The sequence below is a fragment of the Sanguibacter sp. Leaf3 genome (assembly GCF_001425965.1).
Classification (GTDB): domain Bacteria; phylum Actinomycetota; class Actinomycetes; order Actinomycetales; family Cellulomonadaceae; genus Sanguibacter; species Sanguibacter inulinus.
Genome location: NZ_LMRH01000001.1, coordinates 71,965 through 88,088, shown reverse-complemented (window position 1 = coordinate 88,088; position 16,124 = coordinate 71,965). Strand labels below are relative to the sequence as shown.

The following is a 16,124-nucleotide window of genomic DNA, read 5'->3' as shown; positions in this document are numbered from 1 at the left end:
CAGGGCTGGGCGTGCTCGATGGTGCAAGCCAGACAAGACAGGATATACACCGCTCACCCGTGGTCGACCCGGGCACGGCAGAGGCCCGGTGCCGAGGACGTGTCCTCGGCTCCGGGCCTCGTGCTGACGGCCGGGCAGAGCCTGGCCGTCAGGGAGATCACTTGGTGGAGACGGCCTTCTTGAGGAGGCTGCCAGCCGAGATCTTCACGCCGAAGCCAGCGGGGATCGAGATCTCCTCGCCGGTGCGGGGGTTGCGGCCCGTGCGAGCGGCACGCTCGACGCGCTCGACGGAGAGCAGGCCGGTGACCTTGACTGCCTCGCCGGCGGAGAGGGACTCGACGAGAACCTCCTGGAGAGCCGAGAGAGCAGCGTCGGCGTCGGTCTTGGTCAGACCAGACTTGCCAGCGATCGCCGAGACGAGGTCGGTGCGGTTGAGCGACATGCGGATCCCTTCGTCAGTCTGCCCGTGCAGCGGTCGCTGCACGGCACGAGACGTACTGTGCCAGCCTTGCGGCAGGTCTTCGTGGACAACACTAGGGAATCTTCCGGCCCCGTGACGCCATTTCAGGGCTCCAGGTTCCTCTCAACGCTGAAATCGGTGAAGTTTCCGGCCGTCGACGGGCCCCGTGGCGGTCCCGTCAGCCGAAATGCCTGAATGGTGCGACTCTCGTCGCAGGGCTCCGCTCAGGGACACTGGTGGGATGCCAGTGATCTCCGAGCACACCCCACCCGCCGGCGACCCTGCGGCGGGTGCTGGCCCTGACGGCACCGGACGGTTGCTGCTGGACGAGGCAGGCGACGCCGTGCGCGCGGCCCTGGGGGCAGGTCGGGACGTGGTCGTCCTCGACGACACGACTGGGCACCTCGTCCTCGGTGCGTCGCAGGCAGCCGGGGCTGAGGTCGGGGGCGGGGTTGCTGGGGCTGGGGTTGGGGCTACGGAGACCGGGGCTGAGGCCGCACCTGCCGCTGCACCCGGGACCGTCAGGTCCTACCAGGACTCCGTCTCGGCCGAGCAGGTCCTCCTCAAGATGCTCGGGCCCGTCCCCTCCTCGCACCACGTCGTCGTCCACCCGAGTCTTGACGCCTCGCTCCTGAGCGCGGCCGGCGTCGTGCTGCTGCGGCTGCCGAAGAGCCTCGACGCCCTCGAGGAGACGGCCCAGGCGATCGCCCGCTGGGCACCCGACGACGTGGTCGTCTACGCGGGCGGGCCGGTCAAGCACATGACCCGGTCGATGAACGAGGTGCTCGGGCGGTCCTTCGGCGAGGTGCACGCGACGCTCGGGCGCTTCAAGGCCCGGGCGCTCGTCGCCCGTCGACCTCTCGACGCAGCCCGGACGGCGGCGCCGGTCTTCCCCCGCAGTGCGCACCTGGCCGAGCTCGAACTCACCGTCGTCGCGCACGGCGGGGTCTTCGCGGGTGCCCGTCTGGACATCGGGACGCGCGCCCTGCTCGCCGTGCTCGACGAGGCCCACCCCGAGGCACGCGACGCCGTCGACCTCGGGTGCGGGACCGGCGTGCTCGCCACGGCCCTCGCCCGCTCCAGGCCCGGGATCCGGGTCGTCGCCTCCGACCAGTCGGCAGCCGCCGTCGCGTCGGCCCTCGCGACAGCCGCGGCGAACGGTGTCGGGGACCGCGTGAGCGGGCTGCGGGACGACGCGCTCTCGACGCTCCCAGACGGGTCGGCCGACCTCGTCGTCTGCAACCCGCCGTTCCACGCCGGGACGACGCTCGAGACGGACGCCGCACACCGCATGTTCGCGGCGGCCGCTCGCGTGCTGCGGCCCGGCGGCGAGCTGTGGACGGTCTACAACTCGCACCTGCGCCACAAGAGCGCGCTGGCCAGGACCGTCGGACCGACGACCATGGTGCGCCAGGACCCGAAGTTCACGGTGACGCGCTCGGTGCGGCAGGAGCGGTAGGTGCAGTAGGTGCGGCAGGAGGGATAGGTGCCGTAGGTGCGGCAGGAGGGATAGGTGCTGCAGGAGCTGTAGGCGCGGAGAACCGGCCTCAGCGACTCCGGCCGAGCCCGGCGGCCCACGTGCCCGTGCGGCGTGCGGCGGCGCTGACCGCGGTCTCGAGCGGGCCCTTGCGGCCGAGGGTCGCGAGGACCACACCGACCAGGACAGCCCCGGCCGCGTGCACGGCGAAGATCCACGGTCCCAGGTACCACCAGGGGACCTCGGTGAAGCCTCCGGCGCGGACGACAGCCTCGATCATCAGGCCCGTCACCCCGACACCGAGGACGTGGAGCGTGTAGACGGTCAGCGGCGCAGCCCCGGCGGCGCGCAGGGGCTCGAGGAGCCGAAGCGCCCAGCCAGGCAGCGCTCCGGCGATCAGCAGCATCGCCGAGACCACCACGAGCGCGACCCCGACGCCGCGCAGCATGTCGAGCGGCGCGCCCGTGTGCGGGGTCTGGAGGGCGAGCGCCCACCAGCCCGTGTCGAGCGGGGCACCCCAGCCCGACTCCCCCACGAGGAGGTCGACCTGCGGGCCCGTGAAGGACGGATAGGTGGCGAGGGCTGCCGCGCGGCCCGCGGCCTCGTAGACGAGCGTGCTCAGCGTGAGGCTCCCGGCGACCAGCACGACGCCCCAGGCGAGCAGCCGCACCAGCGGCCGACGGTCGGTCCCGGCCTCGCGGGCGGCGAGCAGCACCTTCGCGAGGGCCATGCCGACGAGCACGTAGACCAACCACGTGACGACGGGGTACGTCCCGGTGAGGACGGCGGCACGCAGCGCGACCAGAGGGTCGACGAGCTCGCCCCAGCCGAGGCTCCCACCCTCGCCCTCGACGTCGAGGGCCGCCCGGACCGAGGCGTTGACGACGGGTCCGACGACGGCGAGCAGCCCGGCCCAGGCGAGCAACCAGCCCGGCCGCACCCGCAGGAACGGCACGGCGCACACGAGCGTCACCCCGAAGTACACGAGGACCACGACGACGTTGGCCGGCCCGAGCGCGAGGGTCGCGCCCAGCAGCACGACGAGCAGCCCGCGCGTGGCTGTCGTCCACCGCGCGGCGGCGACCTCGCCGCGCGCGAGGGCCGACCTGGAGGCGAGCACCACGCTCACACCCCCGAGCACCGCGAAGAGGGTCGACGCGTTCCCGTCGACCACCCGCGACACCCACGGCACGTGCCCCGGGTACCCAGAGGGTGGCATGAGGTGCGCGGCCATCATGCCGAGCACGGCGAGGAACCGCGCGAGGTCGATGCCGACGAGGCGGGTGGGGCGCGAGCCGACACCCGTCGGGACAGCGTCGCGCCCAGCACCGGCTGACCCGGGCCGCGCTCCGGGCGCCCGGTCCTCGGGCACCGAGTGCAGCGACATCACCGTGCCCCCTTCAGCACGGCAGCTGCAGCAACCATGCCGTAGCGGTCGCCCAAGATCATGAGCACCTGGTCGACGCTCTGGACCGGGTCCCGCCGTCGGCGCTCAGCCATCTTCACCACCCCTTCGAAGGCTCTCTCCGGGTCGATCTCGACGGTCTCGAGAGCGAAGTCGGCTGGGGACGTGACCTGGACATGGGTCGGCAGCCTGTCGGCGGGGAGATCACGGACGTTCATCGTCACGATCGCCCCAGCCCCGCCGACGACCGCAGCGGCGACGAGGTGCTCGTCATCGCGATCTGGGAGGCCGTAGGTGCCGTCCAGAGGCTCCCACCCAGAGACGCACGCGTCATCGAAGGCCGCGGTCATCTGTTCGACCAGACGCTGGGCGCTCCGATCGGCGTCTGGCATCGATACCCCTCGACCGACGAGCTTCCGGGCCTCGTGCATCTCCAGCTCCTCGAGGATCGCCGACGACCACAAGGGTCGGTAGAGGTTCTCGACGGCAAGACTCAGCAGGAAGTCACGCTGAAGGCTCGGCCAGAGCACGCAGGTGTCGAGGACGGCCGAGAACATGTGTCAGATCATCGCAGGCTTCTACCGGGCGCTCCGACGCCGCTCAGCCACCACCTTGCGCACTTCTCGCATCTGCGCAGCAACCTCCTCAGGGTCGCCCTCGTCAGCCAGGTCGACGGCTGTCGCCTCGAGCATGTCGTACTGCATCCGGCGACGCTTCTCCCTGTACGCCAGCACGTCGCTCAGCAGGACCTGACGCCGTGTCCCCGGGCGCTCCGCAGGGATCTCGCCGGCATCGATGAGACGGACGACGGTCGGACGTGAGACGCCGAGGACCTCAGCCGCCTGCTGGGTCGTCAGGACCGTCGATCTCGGTGCCACGGTGACCGCGCGGCCGGCGCTCAGCGCCTCCGCGACCTGGACGAGAAGCCTGTACATGGGCTCCGGCAGCTCCACCTGGTCGCCTTCACCCTCGTCTACGAGCAGGTACCGCGGAGCGACTGCCGCACCGCGTGAACGCGCGTGCGCCTCGAGAAAGCTGTGCACCTCAGCGAGGTCGCCCTCGTGCCCAGGAAGATAGGTGTGCTCTACGAGCTCTGCAGCCATGGCCTCGTCCTCGCTCTCGCCGTCGAACACAGCGTACGCGCGTTCGCAACGTTCGAGAAAACGCTGCACACGGGTCGGTGCCAGCCGTCAGGAAGACGACGTGATGCGAGGAACCGCTCCTCCGGGATGCTCTCGGCGGCGTGCGGTGTTGGCGCAGAGAGGTGACCGTGAGGTCACCGCCCCAGAGCAGGGCCAGACCGACCACTGCCCGATCAGCACGGCACAGCACCGCCGCGGCACCTCGCCGCGGCCGTCTCGAGAAGGAGCCGCACCATGACAGCCACCGGACTCACCACCATCGGGCTCGTCGGCTCGGGCCACATCGGCAGCCAGCTCGCCCGCCTCGCCGTCGCGCACGGCTACGACGTCGTCGTGAGCAACTCCCGCGGGCCGGAGACCCTCGCCGACCTCGTCGCCGAGCTCGGGCCGCGCGCCCGCGCCGCGACAGCAGCCGAGGCTGCGGAGGCAGGCGACCTCGTGGTCGTCACCGTCCCGCTCAAGGCCTACCGCGACGTCCCCGTCGAGCCCCTCGACGGCAAGGTCGTCATCGACACCAACAACTACTACTTCGAGCGCGACGGCCGCATCCCCGCCCTCGACGAGGGCACCACGACGGTCTCCGCGATGCTCCAGGCGCACCTGCCGGGGTCGAAGGTCGTCAAGGCCTTCAACAACATCACGGCAGCCGACCTCACCGACGACGCCTCGGTCTCCGGGACGCCCGACAGGCGCGCGCTGCCGATCGCCGGTGACGACGACGCGGTCAAGGCCCTCGTCAGCACGCTGCTCGACGAGCTCGGCTTCGACGCCGTCGACGCCGGGTCGCTCGCGGAGAGCTGGCGCTTCGAGCGTGACACCCCCGCCTACGGGGTGCGCATGACGGCCGCCGACGTGCCGGCACGCCTCGCCGAGGCGCAGCGCACGGTCTGACCTGACCTGGTGCGGTGCGGGCCGCCCGCGCCTCCTCAGCGGGGCGCGGGCGTCTCCGCGACGAGCGGCTCAGCAGACGCCTGCCAGAACTCCCTGTAGGCGCCCTCGGCCGCCAGGAGCTCGTCGTGCGTGCCCTGCTGGACCGCCCTCCCGTCGGCGACCACAACGACGAGGTCCGCGGTGACGACCTGCTGGAGCCTGTGCGCCACGAAGATCACCGTCCTGTCACGCCGCAGCGCCGTGACTGCCGCGTCGACGGCTGCGCGGTGCTGCAGGCCGACGTCGGCCGTCGCCTCGTCGAGGATCACCACGTCCGGGTCCGCGAGGATCGCCCGGGCGATCGCCAGCTGCTGGATGCGCCCTTCGTCGAGGGGCGCTGTCCCCGGTGGGGCTGCACCGGCCCCTGGGGTGCTGGGCCCGCCCGCGTCGTCCGCACTCGCGTTCTCGTCGGCACGCTCGCTCTCTGCGACGACCGTCGGCACCGCCCAGTCCGCACCGGCGGAGAGGAGTGCGGCGACGACCTCCTCGTCACCGGCCTCGGGGGCAGCCAGCCGGAGCGAGTCACCGATGCTGCCGCGGAAGGCGTGGAGCTCTTGCGAGACGTAGTACGGCGTCGTCGGGTGGTCGAAGGCGACGGTCCCCGAGATCGGCTCGTGGTGGCCGGCGACCACGCGGGCGATCGTGCTCTTGCCCGCCCCCGAGGTGCCCACCAGGGCGACCGTCGTCCCCGGGTGCACGCGCAGGGTCACGCCGCTGATGCCGCGTCCGGACGTCGGGTAGCGGAAGGTCACGTCCCGCAGCTCGACCCCTGTCGGTCGGCGCTCGCCCCGGGGACGCTGGCGCGAGGTCTCGGCATCTGCTGAGGTCTGCCGGGCCGCGGGGACGTCTGCGGCCGCCTCGATCACGCCGACGAGGCGTGCCAGGCCGATGGCCGCCCGCTGGATGTCGTCGAGACCGAAGATCAGCTGCCCGACAGGTCCGAACAACCTGTGGAACACGAGCGCCGCGGTGGTCACCATCCCCACGCTCACGGAGCCTGCCGAGGACAGCACGAAGCCTGTCGCGAGGATCGCCACGAGACCGAGCGCCTCTCCCCCGTTGATCCACCGGAACAGCCTGTTCCGCAGCCGCACCCCCTCGACCTGCCCGCGGATCGAGTCCTCGGCACGCCGCCGCACCCGGGCGAGCGCCTGGTCCTGCTCCCCGAGGGCCGTCACGGTCTCCATGCCCTCGACAGCCTCCAGGACTGCTTGGCTGCGGGCCGCCTCGCGGACCCTGACCTCGCCGAAGACGACCCTCGACCGCCGCAGGAACGCCCGCGCCCCGACCACGTAGCAGGGGGCGCACGACAGGCCCGCGAGCGCCAGCCACGGGTCGATCGCCGTGAGCGCGCCGACCGAGACCACCACGGCGAAGCCAGCCGACAGCAGGGTCGGGGCGACGTCCCCGCCCGCCTCGGCCACGGCGTCGACGTCGCCGGTGACCCTGGACAGCAGGTCGGAGGTCTCGCCGTCGTCGACCACCCCCACGGGCAGGCGCATGGCCGAGGCGAAGACGTCCTCGCGCAGGCTCGCGAGGACGTCCTGGACGAGGCCCGTCAGCACCCGCGCGCCCGCGAGGGCTGCCCCTGCGGCACCGAGAGCGCCGAGCGCCGCTCCGGCCACCCAGCGCAGGAGCACCGGGAAGCCGGCACCGTCCGTGACGCCGTCGACGATCGCGCCGAGGCAGGCGGGGACCACGAGCCCGGCCGCCGAGGCGAGGAGGAACAGCACCGCGACAGCTGCGGCCCGGCCGCGACGGAGCCGGACCGCGTCGAGCACCACGGCGCGGACCTGGGCGGGTGCGGCGACGGGGAGGGTCGTCGCGAGCGCCCGAGGTCCGGAGGGTGCGGTCTCGGTGGGCTGGGGTGCGGCGGGACGGTCAGCCATGCTCGACGCTCGTCTCTCGGGTCAGGGGGGCGGAGGCGTGACTCGGCTCGAGGTCTACGACCCTGTCGCAGGCACCGAGGAGCACCGGAGAGGTGCTGACCACCACGAGGGTCCGACCCTGGCGGGCGAGAGCCTGGGCGACGCGTGCCTCGGTGACTGTGTCCACAGCAGAGGTCGGCTCGTCGAGGACCAGGACGTCCGCGGCGGTGTGGAGGGCGCGGGCCACGCCGATCCGCTGGCGCTGACCGCCCGAGAGTCGCCTGCCGCCCTCGCCGACCTGGGCGTCCCAGCCTCCGGCTTCGAGGACGGTGTCGTGGAGGGCGGCGGCGTCGACGAGGTCGAGCTCGGGGAGCGCCCCGGCCTCGTGGCCGCTCACGGCCTCGCGGAGCGTGCCGCTCGGGATCGTGTGGCGGTGCGGGAAGGACACCACCCGTCGGCGGTAGTCGAGCGGGTCGAGGTCGAGCGCGTCGACCTGCGTGCCGTCGACGCGGACCGTCACGTCGCCGCGCGCGACCGGGGAGCGGAGACCGAGGACCCTGGAGAGCTCGCGGGCCGAGCCGCTGTCCGGGGGCCTGACACCGAGCATCTCGCCTCGGCGGAGGTGCACTGTGGTGCTGGTGCTGGTGGCACCGGTGCCCGGACCGGTACCCACACCCGTGCGGAACGTGAGCACCACGTCGTCGTCAGGACTGTCATCGACGGCAGCGAAGCCGTCGATGCCACGGACGTCGATGCCACGGCTGTCGACGTCAGGGCTGTCGACGCCTGCCACGCCCTGCAGATCCGAGCGTCGGGTCGCTGTCACCGCCAGGCCCGCGGCGTCGACCAGGTCTTCGGCGTCGACCAGCCGCGCGAGGCGGCGGGCCGAGGCGATCTTGTGGACCCAGCTCGCCGGGAAGGACCCCGCGTACGCCAGGTCGCCCCCGACCAGCTGCGCGAGCCCCAGGACCGTCACGAGCTCACCGACCGAGATCTGCCCGTCGGCGGCGAGCCACGCCGCCGCACCTGCGAGGACCGTGGTCGTCCCGGCGGCGATGGTGGCGCTCACGGCCTCGTACCCGGCGAGCGAGCGGCCGGCCGCCGTCGCGGCGACCCTGGAGGCACCGCTCGCGGCGACGTACCGGCGCACGGCCTCGTCGCGCGCCCCGATGCCCACGAGCACCCTGAACCCACTCATGAAGTCCGCCGCGACGGCCCCGGCCTCGGTCGCGGCGCGCTGCTCGGCGTACCCGCGGCGCTCGATCGGTCGGGAGACCACCCGCATGACCACCAGCGTGAGAAGAGTCGACACCAGGACGACAGCCGTGGCGACGGGCGAGACGGCGAGCATGACCAGGCTCGCACCGACGATCGACGCGAGGGTCGCGCACTGCTGGGCGACCGACCAGGCCACGCCCGCCACACGGTAGGTGTCGGAGGTGACGTAGGTGAGGGTCTCCCCGGGTGTCAGCCTGTGGGCCGAGAGCCGTGGGCGCAGGATCCTGCTGAGCGCGAGGTGGCGCAGCGACTGCTCCCCGTACCCGTAGACGGACACCATGAGCCTGGAGGCCGACTGATAGCTGACCGTGAGGACCAGGAACACCCCGACGAGCGCGCCGAGCCAGACCGCGAGTGCGGCAGGGTCGCCCGGTAGGACGGCGCGGTCGACGGTCGCCCCGATCATCACGGGCACGGCAGCCTCGGCCAGGGCGTGCACGACGAGCAGGGCTGTCGCCGCGGCGAGCGCACCGCCGCGCCCGTCGGCGACGAGGGCAAGACCGAAGAGCCGGCGCGGGGTGGTCACGTCGGGTGCCGGGCTCATGTGCGGTTCCTGTACTGCCGGGCGAGCAGCCAGGCGAGGTAGAGACCGCCGACGGAGACCGTGACCACGCCGACCTGGACGGACAGCAGCTGGGCTGTCGCGTCGGAGACCACCACGAGAGCGGCCCCGGTGAGCATGACCGAGGTGGTCGCCATCGGGGTGCTCGACCGGGTCAGGCGCTGGCAGATCTGCGGGGCGGCGAGGGCGATGAAGGAGATCGGCCCGGCCGCAGCGGTGACCAGGGCGACGAGCATGACCCCGACGATCATCGCGGCGAAGCGGGTCCGTCCCGGGGAGATGCCGAGGGCTGTCGCGGCGTCGTCGCCCATCTCGAGGACGGGGAGCGTGCGGTGGAGCGGCACGGCGACGAGCACAGTCACGCCGAGCACCACCGCGGCCGGGACCAGCTGGTCGAAGCCGAGGGAGGCGAGAGACCCGGCCCCCCAGGTGGCGGCCATCATGGCCTGCTCGACGCTGACCGACACGAGGATCCACGACGTGAGGGAGCCGAGCCCCGCCGAGACGCCGATCCCGACGATGATGAGCCTGAACGAGGACAGCGTCCCCTTGGTCGCGAGGGCGTAGACGAGCAGCGCCGTGACGAGCCCACCGACGATCGCACCGGCAGCCTTGTAGCCGTAGGTGTTGTGCCCCAGGACGATCATCACGAGGGTCACGCCGAACTGGGCCCCGACGCCGAAGCCGATGATGTCCGGGGAGCCGAGGGGATTGCGGGTCAGCGACTGGAAGATCCCGCCCGAGAGCGCGAGGGCCGCGCCGCAGAGCACCGCGAAGAGCACCCGCGGGAGGCGCCACTCGACGACCACCTGCCGGGCGTCGGGGTCCGAGGCCGGGTCGAAGACGGCGCGCAGCACGGCACCGAGGCCGAGGTCGTAGGCACCGATGGTCATGGACGCGACCCCGACGACGAGGATCACGACGACCAGCACGGCGCAGACGACGAGGGTGCGGACCGGGACGAGGAGCCCGAGGCGCCGGGTGTCGAGGCGCAGCAGACGACGGCCGAAGTCGACGGTCGGTAGGTCGGTGGTCGGGAGATTGGTGGTCGGTCTGGCGGACGGCTTGCGGCCGGCGGCCGTGTGATCAGAGGCCGGTCGATCAGCGGCCGTGCGCTCGACGGACTCGTGCGGTGCGCTCACAGCCCGCTCACCTGCTTGCGGCGCACGAGCGCGACGAGGACAGGCGCGCCGAGGAGCCCGGTGACGATGCCGACGCGGAGCTCGCCGGTCGGCAGCACGACACGTCCGAGGACGTCGGCGAGCAGCAGGAAGGTCGGGCCGACGAGCATCGAGTAGAGGAGGACCCAGCGCTGGTCGGGGCCGGTGAACCAGCGCACGGTGTGCGGGATCATGATGCCGACGAAGGCGATCGGGCCGGCCGCCGCGACGCTGGTCCCCGCGAGGAGGGTCACCGCGACGATCACGACGACGCGGGTGGCGGCGACCCGGGTGCCGAGCGACTGGGCGAGGTCGTCGCCGAGGGCCAGGGCGTTGAGGGAGCGGGCCGACACGAGAGCGAGGACGAGCCCCGCGGCGATCAGCGGGAGGGCCCAGAAGAGCTGGTCGATCGTGTGGCCGCCGACGGAGCCGACGCTCCAGAACCTCATCACCTGCAGGGTCGAGCGGTCGTGCAGGACGAGCGCCGTGGTGAAGCCCGTGCACGTCGCGCCGAGGGCGACCCCCGCGAGCGTTAGCTTCATGGGTGTCGCGCCGGAGAGCCCGAAGGACCCGAGGACGTAGACGAGCACGGTGAGAGTGAGCGCCCCGAGCAGCGCGAAGGGCACGTAGGCGCCGGGCGTCGTGAGGCCGAGGACCGCCACGGCGAAGGTCACCGCGAGCGAGGCGCCCGCGTTGACCCCGAGGATGCCCGGGTCGGCGAGAGGGTTGCGCGTGAAGGCCTGGATGAGCGCCCCGCAGACGGCGAGGGCCGCGCCCACGACGACCGCGAGCACGGTCCTGGGGACGCGCAGCTCACGGACCATGAGGTGCAACGGGTCGGCGTCGTCGTAGGAGACGAGGGCGCGCACGACTGTCGTGGGGTCGATCGCGCGGGCCCCGACGGCGAGCGACGTGATCACGGCGAGGACCAGCACCACGGCGGCGACGAGCAGCCCGACGCCGAGCACAGCGGTGCGGCGCTGGACGTGGCTGCGGCGGGCTGCGGGGTCGAGGGCTGCGGGGCCGGGAGCTGCGGGGCCGGCCGTCGCGGTGCCCGTCAGGCTGGTCGAGACAGCGGCACCGCCGCCCGCCCCCGGCTGGGCCGGGGACGGGGACGGTGCGTGCAGACCAGGTGTCACTTGCCCGAGACTGTCGGCTCACCCTGCAGGGCGGCTGCGAGGTCGTCGACGTAGGTGGGCAGCACGTAGTCGAGCGAGAGGACCGTGGGGGCGCTGATCGCCGAGGCGTTCGCCTCGTCGGCGTAGATCACGTACGAGTCGGCCGCGATCGGCTCCCAGCGGGAGACGATCGGGTTCTCGACGGTGTACGTCCCCTCGGAGGCGCTGGCGCCCCACGCCACGAAGAGGTCGGCCTGGACGTCGTAGAGGTTCTCGAGGCTCACGCCCGTGTACCAGTTGTCACCCTCGGCGGTCGAGAGGAACCCGTCCATCGCGGAGGTCGAGGTGAAGCCGAGCGCCTCGGTGATGCGCACGCGGGGGTCGTACTCCAGGTAGACGCCGAGATCCGTCCCGCCCTCGTTGAGGGTGAGGCCCCAGACGAAGGTCTTGCCGTCGAACTCGGGGTGCTCGTCGGCGAGGGCGGCGATGTCACCCTCGGTCTCGGCGACGAGCTCTTCAGCCTTCTCGTCGGCCCACATCGCCTTGCCGACGGTGCGGGTCATGTCCTGCCAGGTGCTCGGGTCCCAGGCGCGCTCGATGTACGGCACCGTCGGGGCGATCTCGGTCAGCCGCTCGTACTCGACGTCGGTGATGCCCGAGTAGAGGCCGAGGATGAGGTCGGGCTCGAGGGCCTTGATGGCCTCGTAGTTCGGGCCGTCGTCGGTGTAGGGGATGATCTCGGGCATCTCGCCGAACTCAGCGGTCACGAACTCTTCGAACCAGGGCTGGAAGCCGCTCTCGCCAGCACCCCAGACCTTCTCGATCCCGACGGGGTTGACCCCGAGGGCCGCCACGATGTCCGGGGTCATCCAGCCGAGCGCGACGATCCGCTCGGGCTTCTCGGCGATGGTCGTCGACCCGTGGGCGTGCTCGACGACGACCCCGTCGGTCGTGGTGGCGGCCGTGGTCGCCGGTGCGTCGGACGACGCGGCGTCGGCACCGGCGGTGCCGCAGCCCGCCAGGGTGACGGCGGCGGCGAGGGCCAGGGCGACGAGCCCGGACCCCCGAGGGGCGTGGCGCCCCTGAGTGGTCTTCGGGCGCGCGAGAGCGTGCAGCATGGTTCTCCTTGCAAAGAGTGGGAGGGTGGCGCGACGTCGAGAGGCGACATCACCGCCGTAGTTAGGTAACCCTCACCTAACAAGGATGATGCTAGGGCGGTCTTGGTGCGCCGAGTGTCGCCAGGCCGACGACTTGTGTCGCGTCTCCGACACAGAGGCACGCCCCCGGAACCGGAAGAGGACAGACGATGGACTCGTGGCCGCTGCCAGCTCAGTGGGCAGTGCTCGTCGTGCTCGCCTGGGCTGTCGCCGCAGGCTCCTGGCGGCAGACGCTCGCGCGAGCACGAGCCGACGGCGCGGAGCCCGCGACGTGGAGCGGGAGGCTCCGGATGGTCGTCAAGGACCTCGGGCTCACCGACTGGGCCTTCGTCGCACTCTTCGCGGCCTTCTTCGTCCCGCTCCTGGTCCGGACCCTGACCGGGGCGTGAGCCCGCCTCACCTGCGACGCGGGCCTCAGCCCGCCCCCCCTCAGCGCCAGTACAGGTGGTGGGCCGGGTCTGCCTGCACGCGGGCGACGTGCTGGCGCGGGGTCAGGCCGAAGTGCTCCTTGAACGCGGCCGAGAAGGCGCTCGTCGTGGCGTAGCCGGACCTGTGCGCGGCGACCCCGACGGGGGTGCCGTCGACGATCAGCCGCGCCGCCTGGGTCAGTCGCACCCCGGTGCGCCACCGGGCGAAGCTCGTGCCGATGTCGCGCTGGAACACCCGCAGCACGGTCCGCTCGTGCAGGCCGTGCGCGTCGAAGAGCTCGCGGGCGCTGCGCGTGTCCCCGGGGTCGGCGAGCACCGCCTGGACGAGGACCGCCACGCGGTCGTCCGTCGGGAGCGGGACCTCGCCCCACCCGTCGGCGGCGGTCTGCGAGGGCTGCTGGAGCATCTCGACGAGCACCGACTGGATCCGGACGCGCAGGCCGTCGTCCATGTCGTCAGACCCGAGGTGCAGCAGCATCTCCTGGACGGCGCGTGGGACCAGGACCCGGGTGATCTCGGTGACGGGCGCGGCCAGCACAGGGTCGGGTAGGTAGGTGTAGCACCCCGTCGAGCCGCGATCGTGGCGGGAGGTGTGCGGCGTGCTCGGCGGGACCCAGATGCCCTGGCCTGGGGCGAGGCGCCAGGCCGCGTCCTGCAGGTAGACCCACACGGTCCCGCGGTAGCACCACGCGAGCATCGCCTCGGGGTGGCTGTGCGGCGAGGCGAGCGGGCGCGAGGCACCCTGGTCGGCGACCACGACGCCCGTGCTCATGAGGTACGGCGGCCTGACGGTCGACGGGTGCACGACCGCCGCGTCCCAGTCGGCCTGACGGTACGAGCTCACGTGCGTCGCCGACGGTCCTGGGGTGCCATCAGACCAACCTAGCGCCAGCGCGTGCTCGCCCGGCGCGCAGTCCGCAGGCGGCGAGCGCGGCGCCGAGCGTGGCGCCGACGATTCGAAGGGGTCGGGGCCGTCGGACGACCTCCGGCCCGGTCAGAGCCGGCTGACGTCCACCTTCTCGACGGGCGCCCGCGCAGCACCGGCCCGCTTGATGAACGTGGCCCACACGTGCTTGCGGCCACCCTCGACGTACCAGCCCGACGACGAGGCGAGGGCGGACGTGAGAGCGAGCCCGAGGCCGCCCTCCTCTGGCTGCTGCGCCAGCACCGGCGAGGTCCCCAGCACGTCGTCGGAGACGTCCACGAGGAACCTCGACGGAGACGCCTGCAGGCTCGCGCACACCGGTGGGCGCGCGTGGATCAGCGCGTTGGACGACAGCTCGCTGCAGACCAGGACCAGCCTGTCGAGCACCTCGGGGGCGTCGGGGTCCCAGTCGCCCGTCGCGATCGCGCGCTCGGCGATCTCCGAGCGCAGCCTGCTGACGTCCGACGGGGACTCGAGGGTCCACTCGTGGACGAGCTCGTAGTGCTGTGGCGGGCGCGCTGCTGGGACGAAGACCATCGGGCGAGACCTCCGGGACACAGTTCGGCTGGGCCTCACGATAATCCCACGGTGTGGCGCCCAGCACACCTCGCCGCACCGGGCTCGGGAGTCGGGGCTCCGGGCTACACCTCGGCCGAACCCTCGGTCGTGCGGCGCCGCGTCGAGAGCACCTGGGCGAAGACCACCACGAAGAGGCCGGAGAGCGGCAGCACGAGCAGCCCGACGCGCAGCGAGCTCGCGTCGGCGACAGCCCCGACGACCGGCGGCGAGGCGAGGAACCCGAGCCGCAGCAACCACGTGACGATGGTCAGCCCGGTGCCCGGCGCGAAGCCTGGCAGCCTGTCGGCGGCGTCCATCGCCGCGGGGATGAGCGTCGCGACCCCGAAGCCCGCCAGCCCGAAGCCGACGATCGTCCCGACCGTGGTCGGCCAGGCGAGCGCGGCACCGGTCCCGACCAGGACGATCGCCCCGCCCGACCGGGCGACGGCACGCTGCCCGAACCTGTCGACGAGCCCGTCGCCCAGCAGCCGACCGACGAACTGCATGCCCTGCAGCGCGATGAACCCGAGGCTCGCGACGAAGGCCGTCGACTCGAAGGTCCCCGAGAGGTAGATCGCGGCCCACGACGAGCCTGCGTCTTCGACGATGCCGCCCGACGCGGCGATGACCGTGAGGGCCAGGAGCGTGCCCCAGCGGAGCACGAAGGAGGGCGAGACACGTGAGGTGGTGCGGTGCTGCTGGTCGGTCGTGGGCTCGAGCGCGCCCACGGCTGCGGCGTCTGCCGCGGTCTCGTCGTCAGGCTCGGGACCGGGCTCGGGGCCGCGCAGCAACCACCTGTAGGCCAGCAGCGCGGCGATGCCGAAGACCACCGAGGAGACGACCATGTGGACCGTGGTCGACAGCCCTGCCTCGGCGAGGGCTGCGCCCATGATGCCGCCGATCACGGCACCCATGCTCCACACGGCGTGGAAGGAGTTGAGGATCGACCGGCCGTACAGCCGCTGGACCCTGAGCCCGTGCGAGTTCTGGGCGACGTCGGTGATCGCGTCCATCGCGCCCGCGACGAAGAGCGCGGCGGCGAGCACGGCCCAGACCGACGCGGCACCGGCCCCCACGAACCCGACGGTCGCCACGAGGGTCGCCCCGACGGCGACGCGGGCCGAGCCGAACCGCCGGATGAGCGCACCTGCCGAGAGCCCTGCGACGAGAGCCCCGAGCGGGAAGGCCGCGACGGCCGCGCCGAAGCCCCCGTTGGAGAGGTCGAGGCCGGCCTTGATCTCGGGGTACCTGGGCAGCAGGTTGGCGAAGAGCGCACCGTTGGTGAAAAAGAGGACGGCGACGGCGACACGTGCGCGTCGGGCCACCTCGGGCACGGGGGGACGGGCGGGGCGGGTCCCGGCGGCGGTGCGTGAGCTCACGGGGTCGACCCTACAGAGGCTGAGCGCTTGAGCCGGGCGAGGTTCTGGGCGCCCACGTCCGGGGTGAAGCCGAGCTCGGCGATGGCGCGCGTGACCTGGGCTCGTGTCCCCGGGTTCACGTGCGTCGAGGAGTTGATGACCCTCGACACCGTCTGGGCCGAGACCCCGGCGGCGGCCGCGACGTCGCGGATCGTCGCCTTCCGTGCCGTCTCGTCGGCCATCATCGTCTCCTCGTCGTCGCGCTGCATCCCACCGTGAACGTTCACGGGACGACGCT

The 16,124-nt window shown here is 72.5% G+C and carries 16 protein-coding genes; 3 read left to right on the top strand and 13 right to left on the bottom strand.

Annotation, left to right across the window (positions count from 1 at the left end):
- Positions 1–157: 157 nt before the first annotated feature.
- Complete coding sequence (locus ASG53_RS00425; protein ID WP_012868583.1) at positions 158–442, bottom strand: HU family DNA-binding protein; 285 nt, start codon at positions 440–442, stop codon at positions 158–160.
- A gap of 259 nt (positions 443–701) precedes the next feature.
- Here ASG53_RS00425 and ASG53_RS00420 point away from each other — a divergent pair, with 259 nt between their 5' ends.
- The gene (locus ASG53_RS00420) at positions 702–1,919 is read left to right on the top strand and encodes a class I SAM-dependent methyltransferase (RefSeq protein WP_056127042.1); all 1,218 of its coding nucleotides are present in this window, start codon (positions 702–704) and stop codon (positions 1,917–1,919) included.
- An 88-nt stretch (positions 1,920–2,007) separates the two neighbouring features.
- Here the strand turns inward: ASG53_RS00420 and ASG53_RS00415 are convergent, their stop codons facing one another.
- Genes ASG53_RS00415 through ASG53_RS00405 form a run of 3 tightly spaced genes read right to left on the bottom strand, consistent with a single transcriptional unit; the run spans position 2,008 to position 4,445 of the window.
- Positions 2,008–3,324, bottom strand: a complete 1,317-nt coding sequence (locus ASG53_RS00415; protein WP_082543676.1) for a heparan-alpha-glucosaminide N-acetyltransferase domain-containing protein — start codon at positions 3,322–3,324, stop codon at positions 2,008–2,010.
- Positions 3,324–3,899, bottom strand: a complete 576-nt coding sequence (locus ASG53_RS00410; RefSeq protein ID WP_056127041.1) for a PIN domain-containing protein — start codon at positions 3,897–3,899, stop codon at positions 3,324–3,326. Before ASG53_RS00410 ends, ASG53_RS00415 begins: the two co-directional genes overlap by 1 nt.
- 21 nt (positions 3,900–3,920) lie before the next feature.
- Positions 3,921–4,445, bottom strand: a complete 525-nt coding sequence (locus ASG53_RS00405; RefSeq protein ID WP_056130379.1) for a helix-turn-helix domain-containing protein — start codon at positions 4,443–4,445, stop codon at positions 3,921–3,923.
- A gap of 273 nt (positions 4,446–4,718) precedes the next feature.
- On the opposite strand from ASG53_RS00405, the gene ASG53_RS00400 reads away from it, so the two are divergent.
- Complete coding sequence (locus ASG53_RS00400; RefSeq protein ID WP_056127039.1) at positions 4,719–5,375, top strand: NADPH-dependent F420 reductase; 657 nt, start codon at positions 4,719–4,721, stop codon at positions 5,373–5,375.
- A 35-nt stretch (positions 5,376–5,410) separates the two neighbouring features.
- Here the strand turns inward: ASG53_RS00400 and ASG53_RS00395 are convergent, their stop codons facing one another.
- Genes ASG53_RS00395 through ASG53_RS00375 form a run of 5 tightly spaced genes read right to left on the bottom strand, consistent with a single transcriptional unit; the run spans position 5,411 to position 12,518 of the window.
- Positions 5,411–7,303 (bottom strand): ABC transporter ATP-binding protein, encoded by a 1,893-nt coding sequence (locus ASG53_RS00395; RefSeq protein WP_056127037.1) that lies wholly within the window; start codon positions 7,301–7,303, stop codon positions 5,411–5,413.
- The gene (locus ASG53_RS00390; protein ID WP_056127035.1) at positions 7,296–9,104 is read right to left on the bottom strand and encodes an ABC transporter transmembrane domain-containing protein; all 1,809 of its coding nucleotides are present in this window, start codon (positions 9,102–9,104) and stop codon (positions 7,296–7,298) included. Before ASG53_RS00390 ends, ASG53_RS00395 begins: the two co-directional genes overlap by 8 nt.
- Positions 9,101–10,264, bottom strand: coding sequence for a FecCD family ABC transporter permease (locus tag ASG53_RS00385; RefSeq protein WP_082543675.1), 1,164 nt, complete (start codon positions 10,262–10,264; stop codon positions 9,101–9,103). The genes ASG53_RS00390 and ASG53_RS00385 overlap by 4 nt, the downstream gene beginning before the upstream one ends.
- Positions 10,261–11,421: a FecCD family ABC transporter permease gene (locus ASG53_RS00380; protein WP_235533771.1), complete on the bottom strand. Its 1,161-nt coding sequence runs from the start codon at positions 11,419–11,421 to the stop codon at positions 10,261–10,263. Before ASG53_RS00380 ends, ASG53_RS00385 begins: the two co-directional genes overlap by 4 nt.
- Positions 11,418–12,518 (bottom strand): ABC transporter substrate-binding protein, encoded by a 1,101-nt coding sequence (locus ASG53_RS00375; RefSeq protein WP_056127032.1) that lies wholly within the window; start codon positions 12,516–12,518, stop codon positions 11,418–11,420. The genes ASG53_RS00380 and ASG53_RS00375 overlap by 4 nt, the downstream gene beginning before the upstream one ends.
- Positions 12,519–12,706: 188 nt before the next feature.
- Here ASG53_RS00375 and ASG53_RS00370 point away from each other — a divergent pair, with 188 nt between their 5' ends.
- Positions 12,707–12,946 (top strand): hypothetical protein, encoded by a 240-nt coding sequence (locus tag ASG53_RS00370; protein WP_056127030.1) that lies wholly within the window; start codon positions 12,707–12,709, stop codon positions 12,944–12,946.
- Between the two features lie 40 nt (positions 12,947–12,986).
- Here the strand turns inward: ASG53_RS00370 and ASG53_RS00365 are convergent, their stop codons facing one another.
- The 4 genes from ASG53_RS00365 to ASG53_RS00350 form a co-directional block, all read right to left on the bottom strand.
- Positions 12,987–13,829 carry an AraC family transcriptional regulator gene (locus ASG53_RS00365; protein ID WP_056127029.1) on the bottom strand — a complete coding sequence of 281 codons (843 nt, stop codon included), beginning with the start codon at positions 13,827–13,829 and terminating at the stop codon, positions 12,987–12,989.
- 150 nt (positions 13,830–13,979) lie between these two features.
- Positions 13,980–14,447: an ATP-binding protein gene (locus tag ASG53_RS00360; protein WP_056127027.1), complete on the bottom strand. Its 468-nt coding sequence runs from the start codon at positions 14,445–14,447 to the stop codon at positions 13,980–13,982.
- A 104-nt stretch (positions 14,448–14,551) separates the two neighbouring features.
- Complete coding sequence (locus ASG53_RS00355) at positions 14,552–15,847, bottom strand: MFS transporter (protein ID WP_056127025.1); 1,296 nt, start codon at positions 15,845–15,847, stop codon at positions 14,552–14,554.
- Positions 15,844–16,113 (bottom strand): LacI family DNA-binding transcriptional regulator, encoded by a 270-nt coding sequence (locus ASG53_RS00350; RefSeq protein ID WP_235533769.1) that lies wholly within the window; start codon positions 16,111–16,113, stop codon positions 15,844–15,846. Before ASG53_RS00350 ends, ASG53_RS00355 begins: the two co-directional genes overlap by 4 nt.
- Between the last annotated feature and the right edge of the window lie 11 nt (positions 16,114–16,124).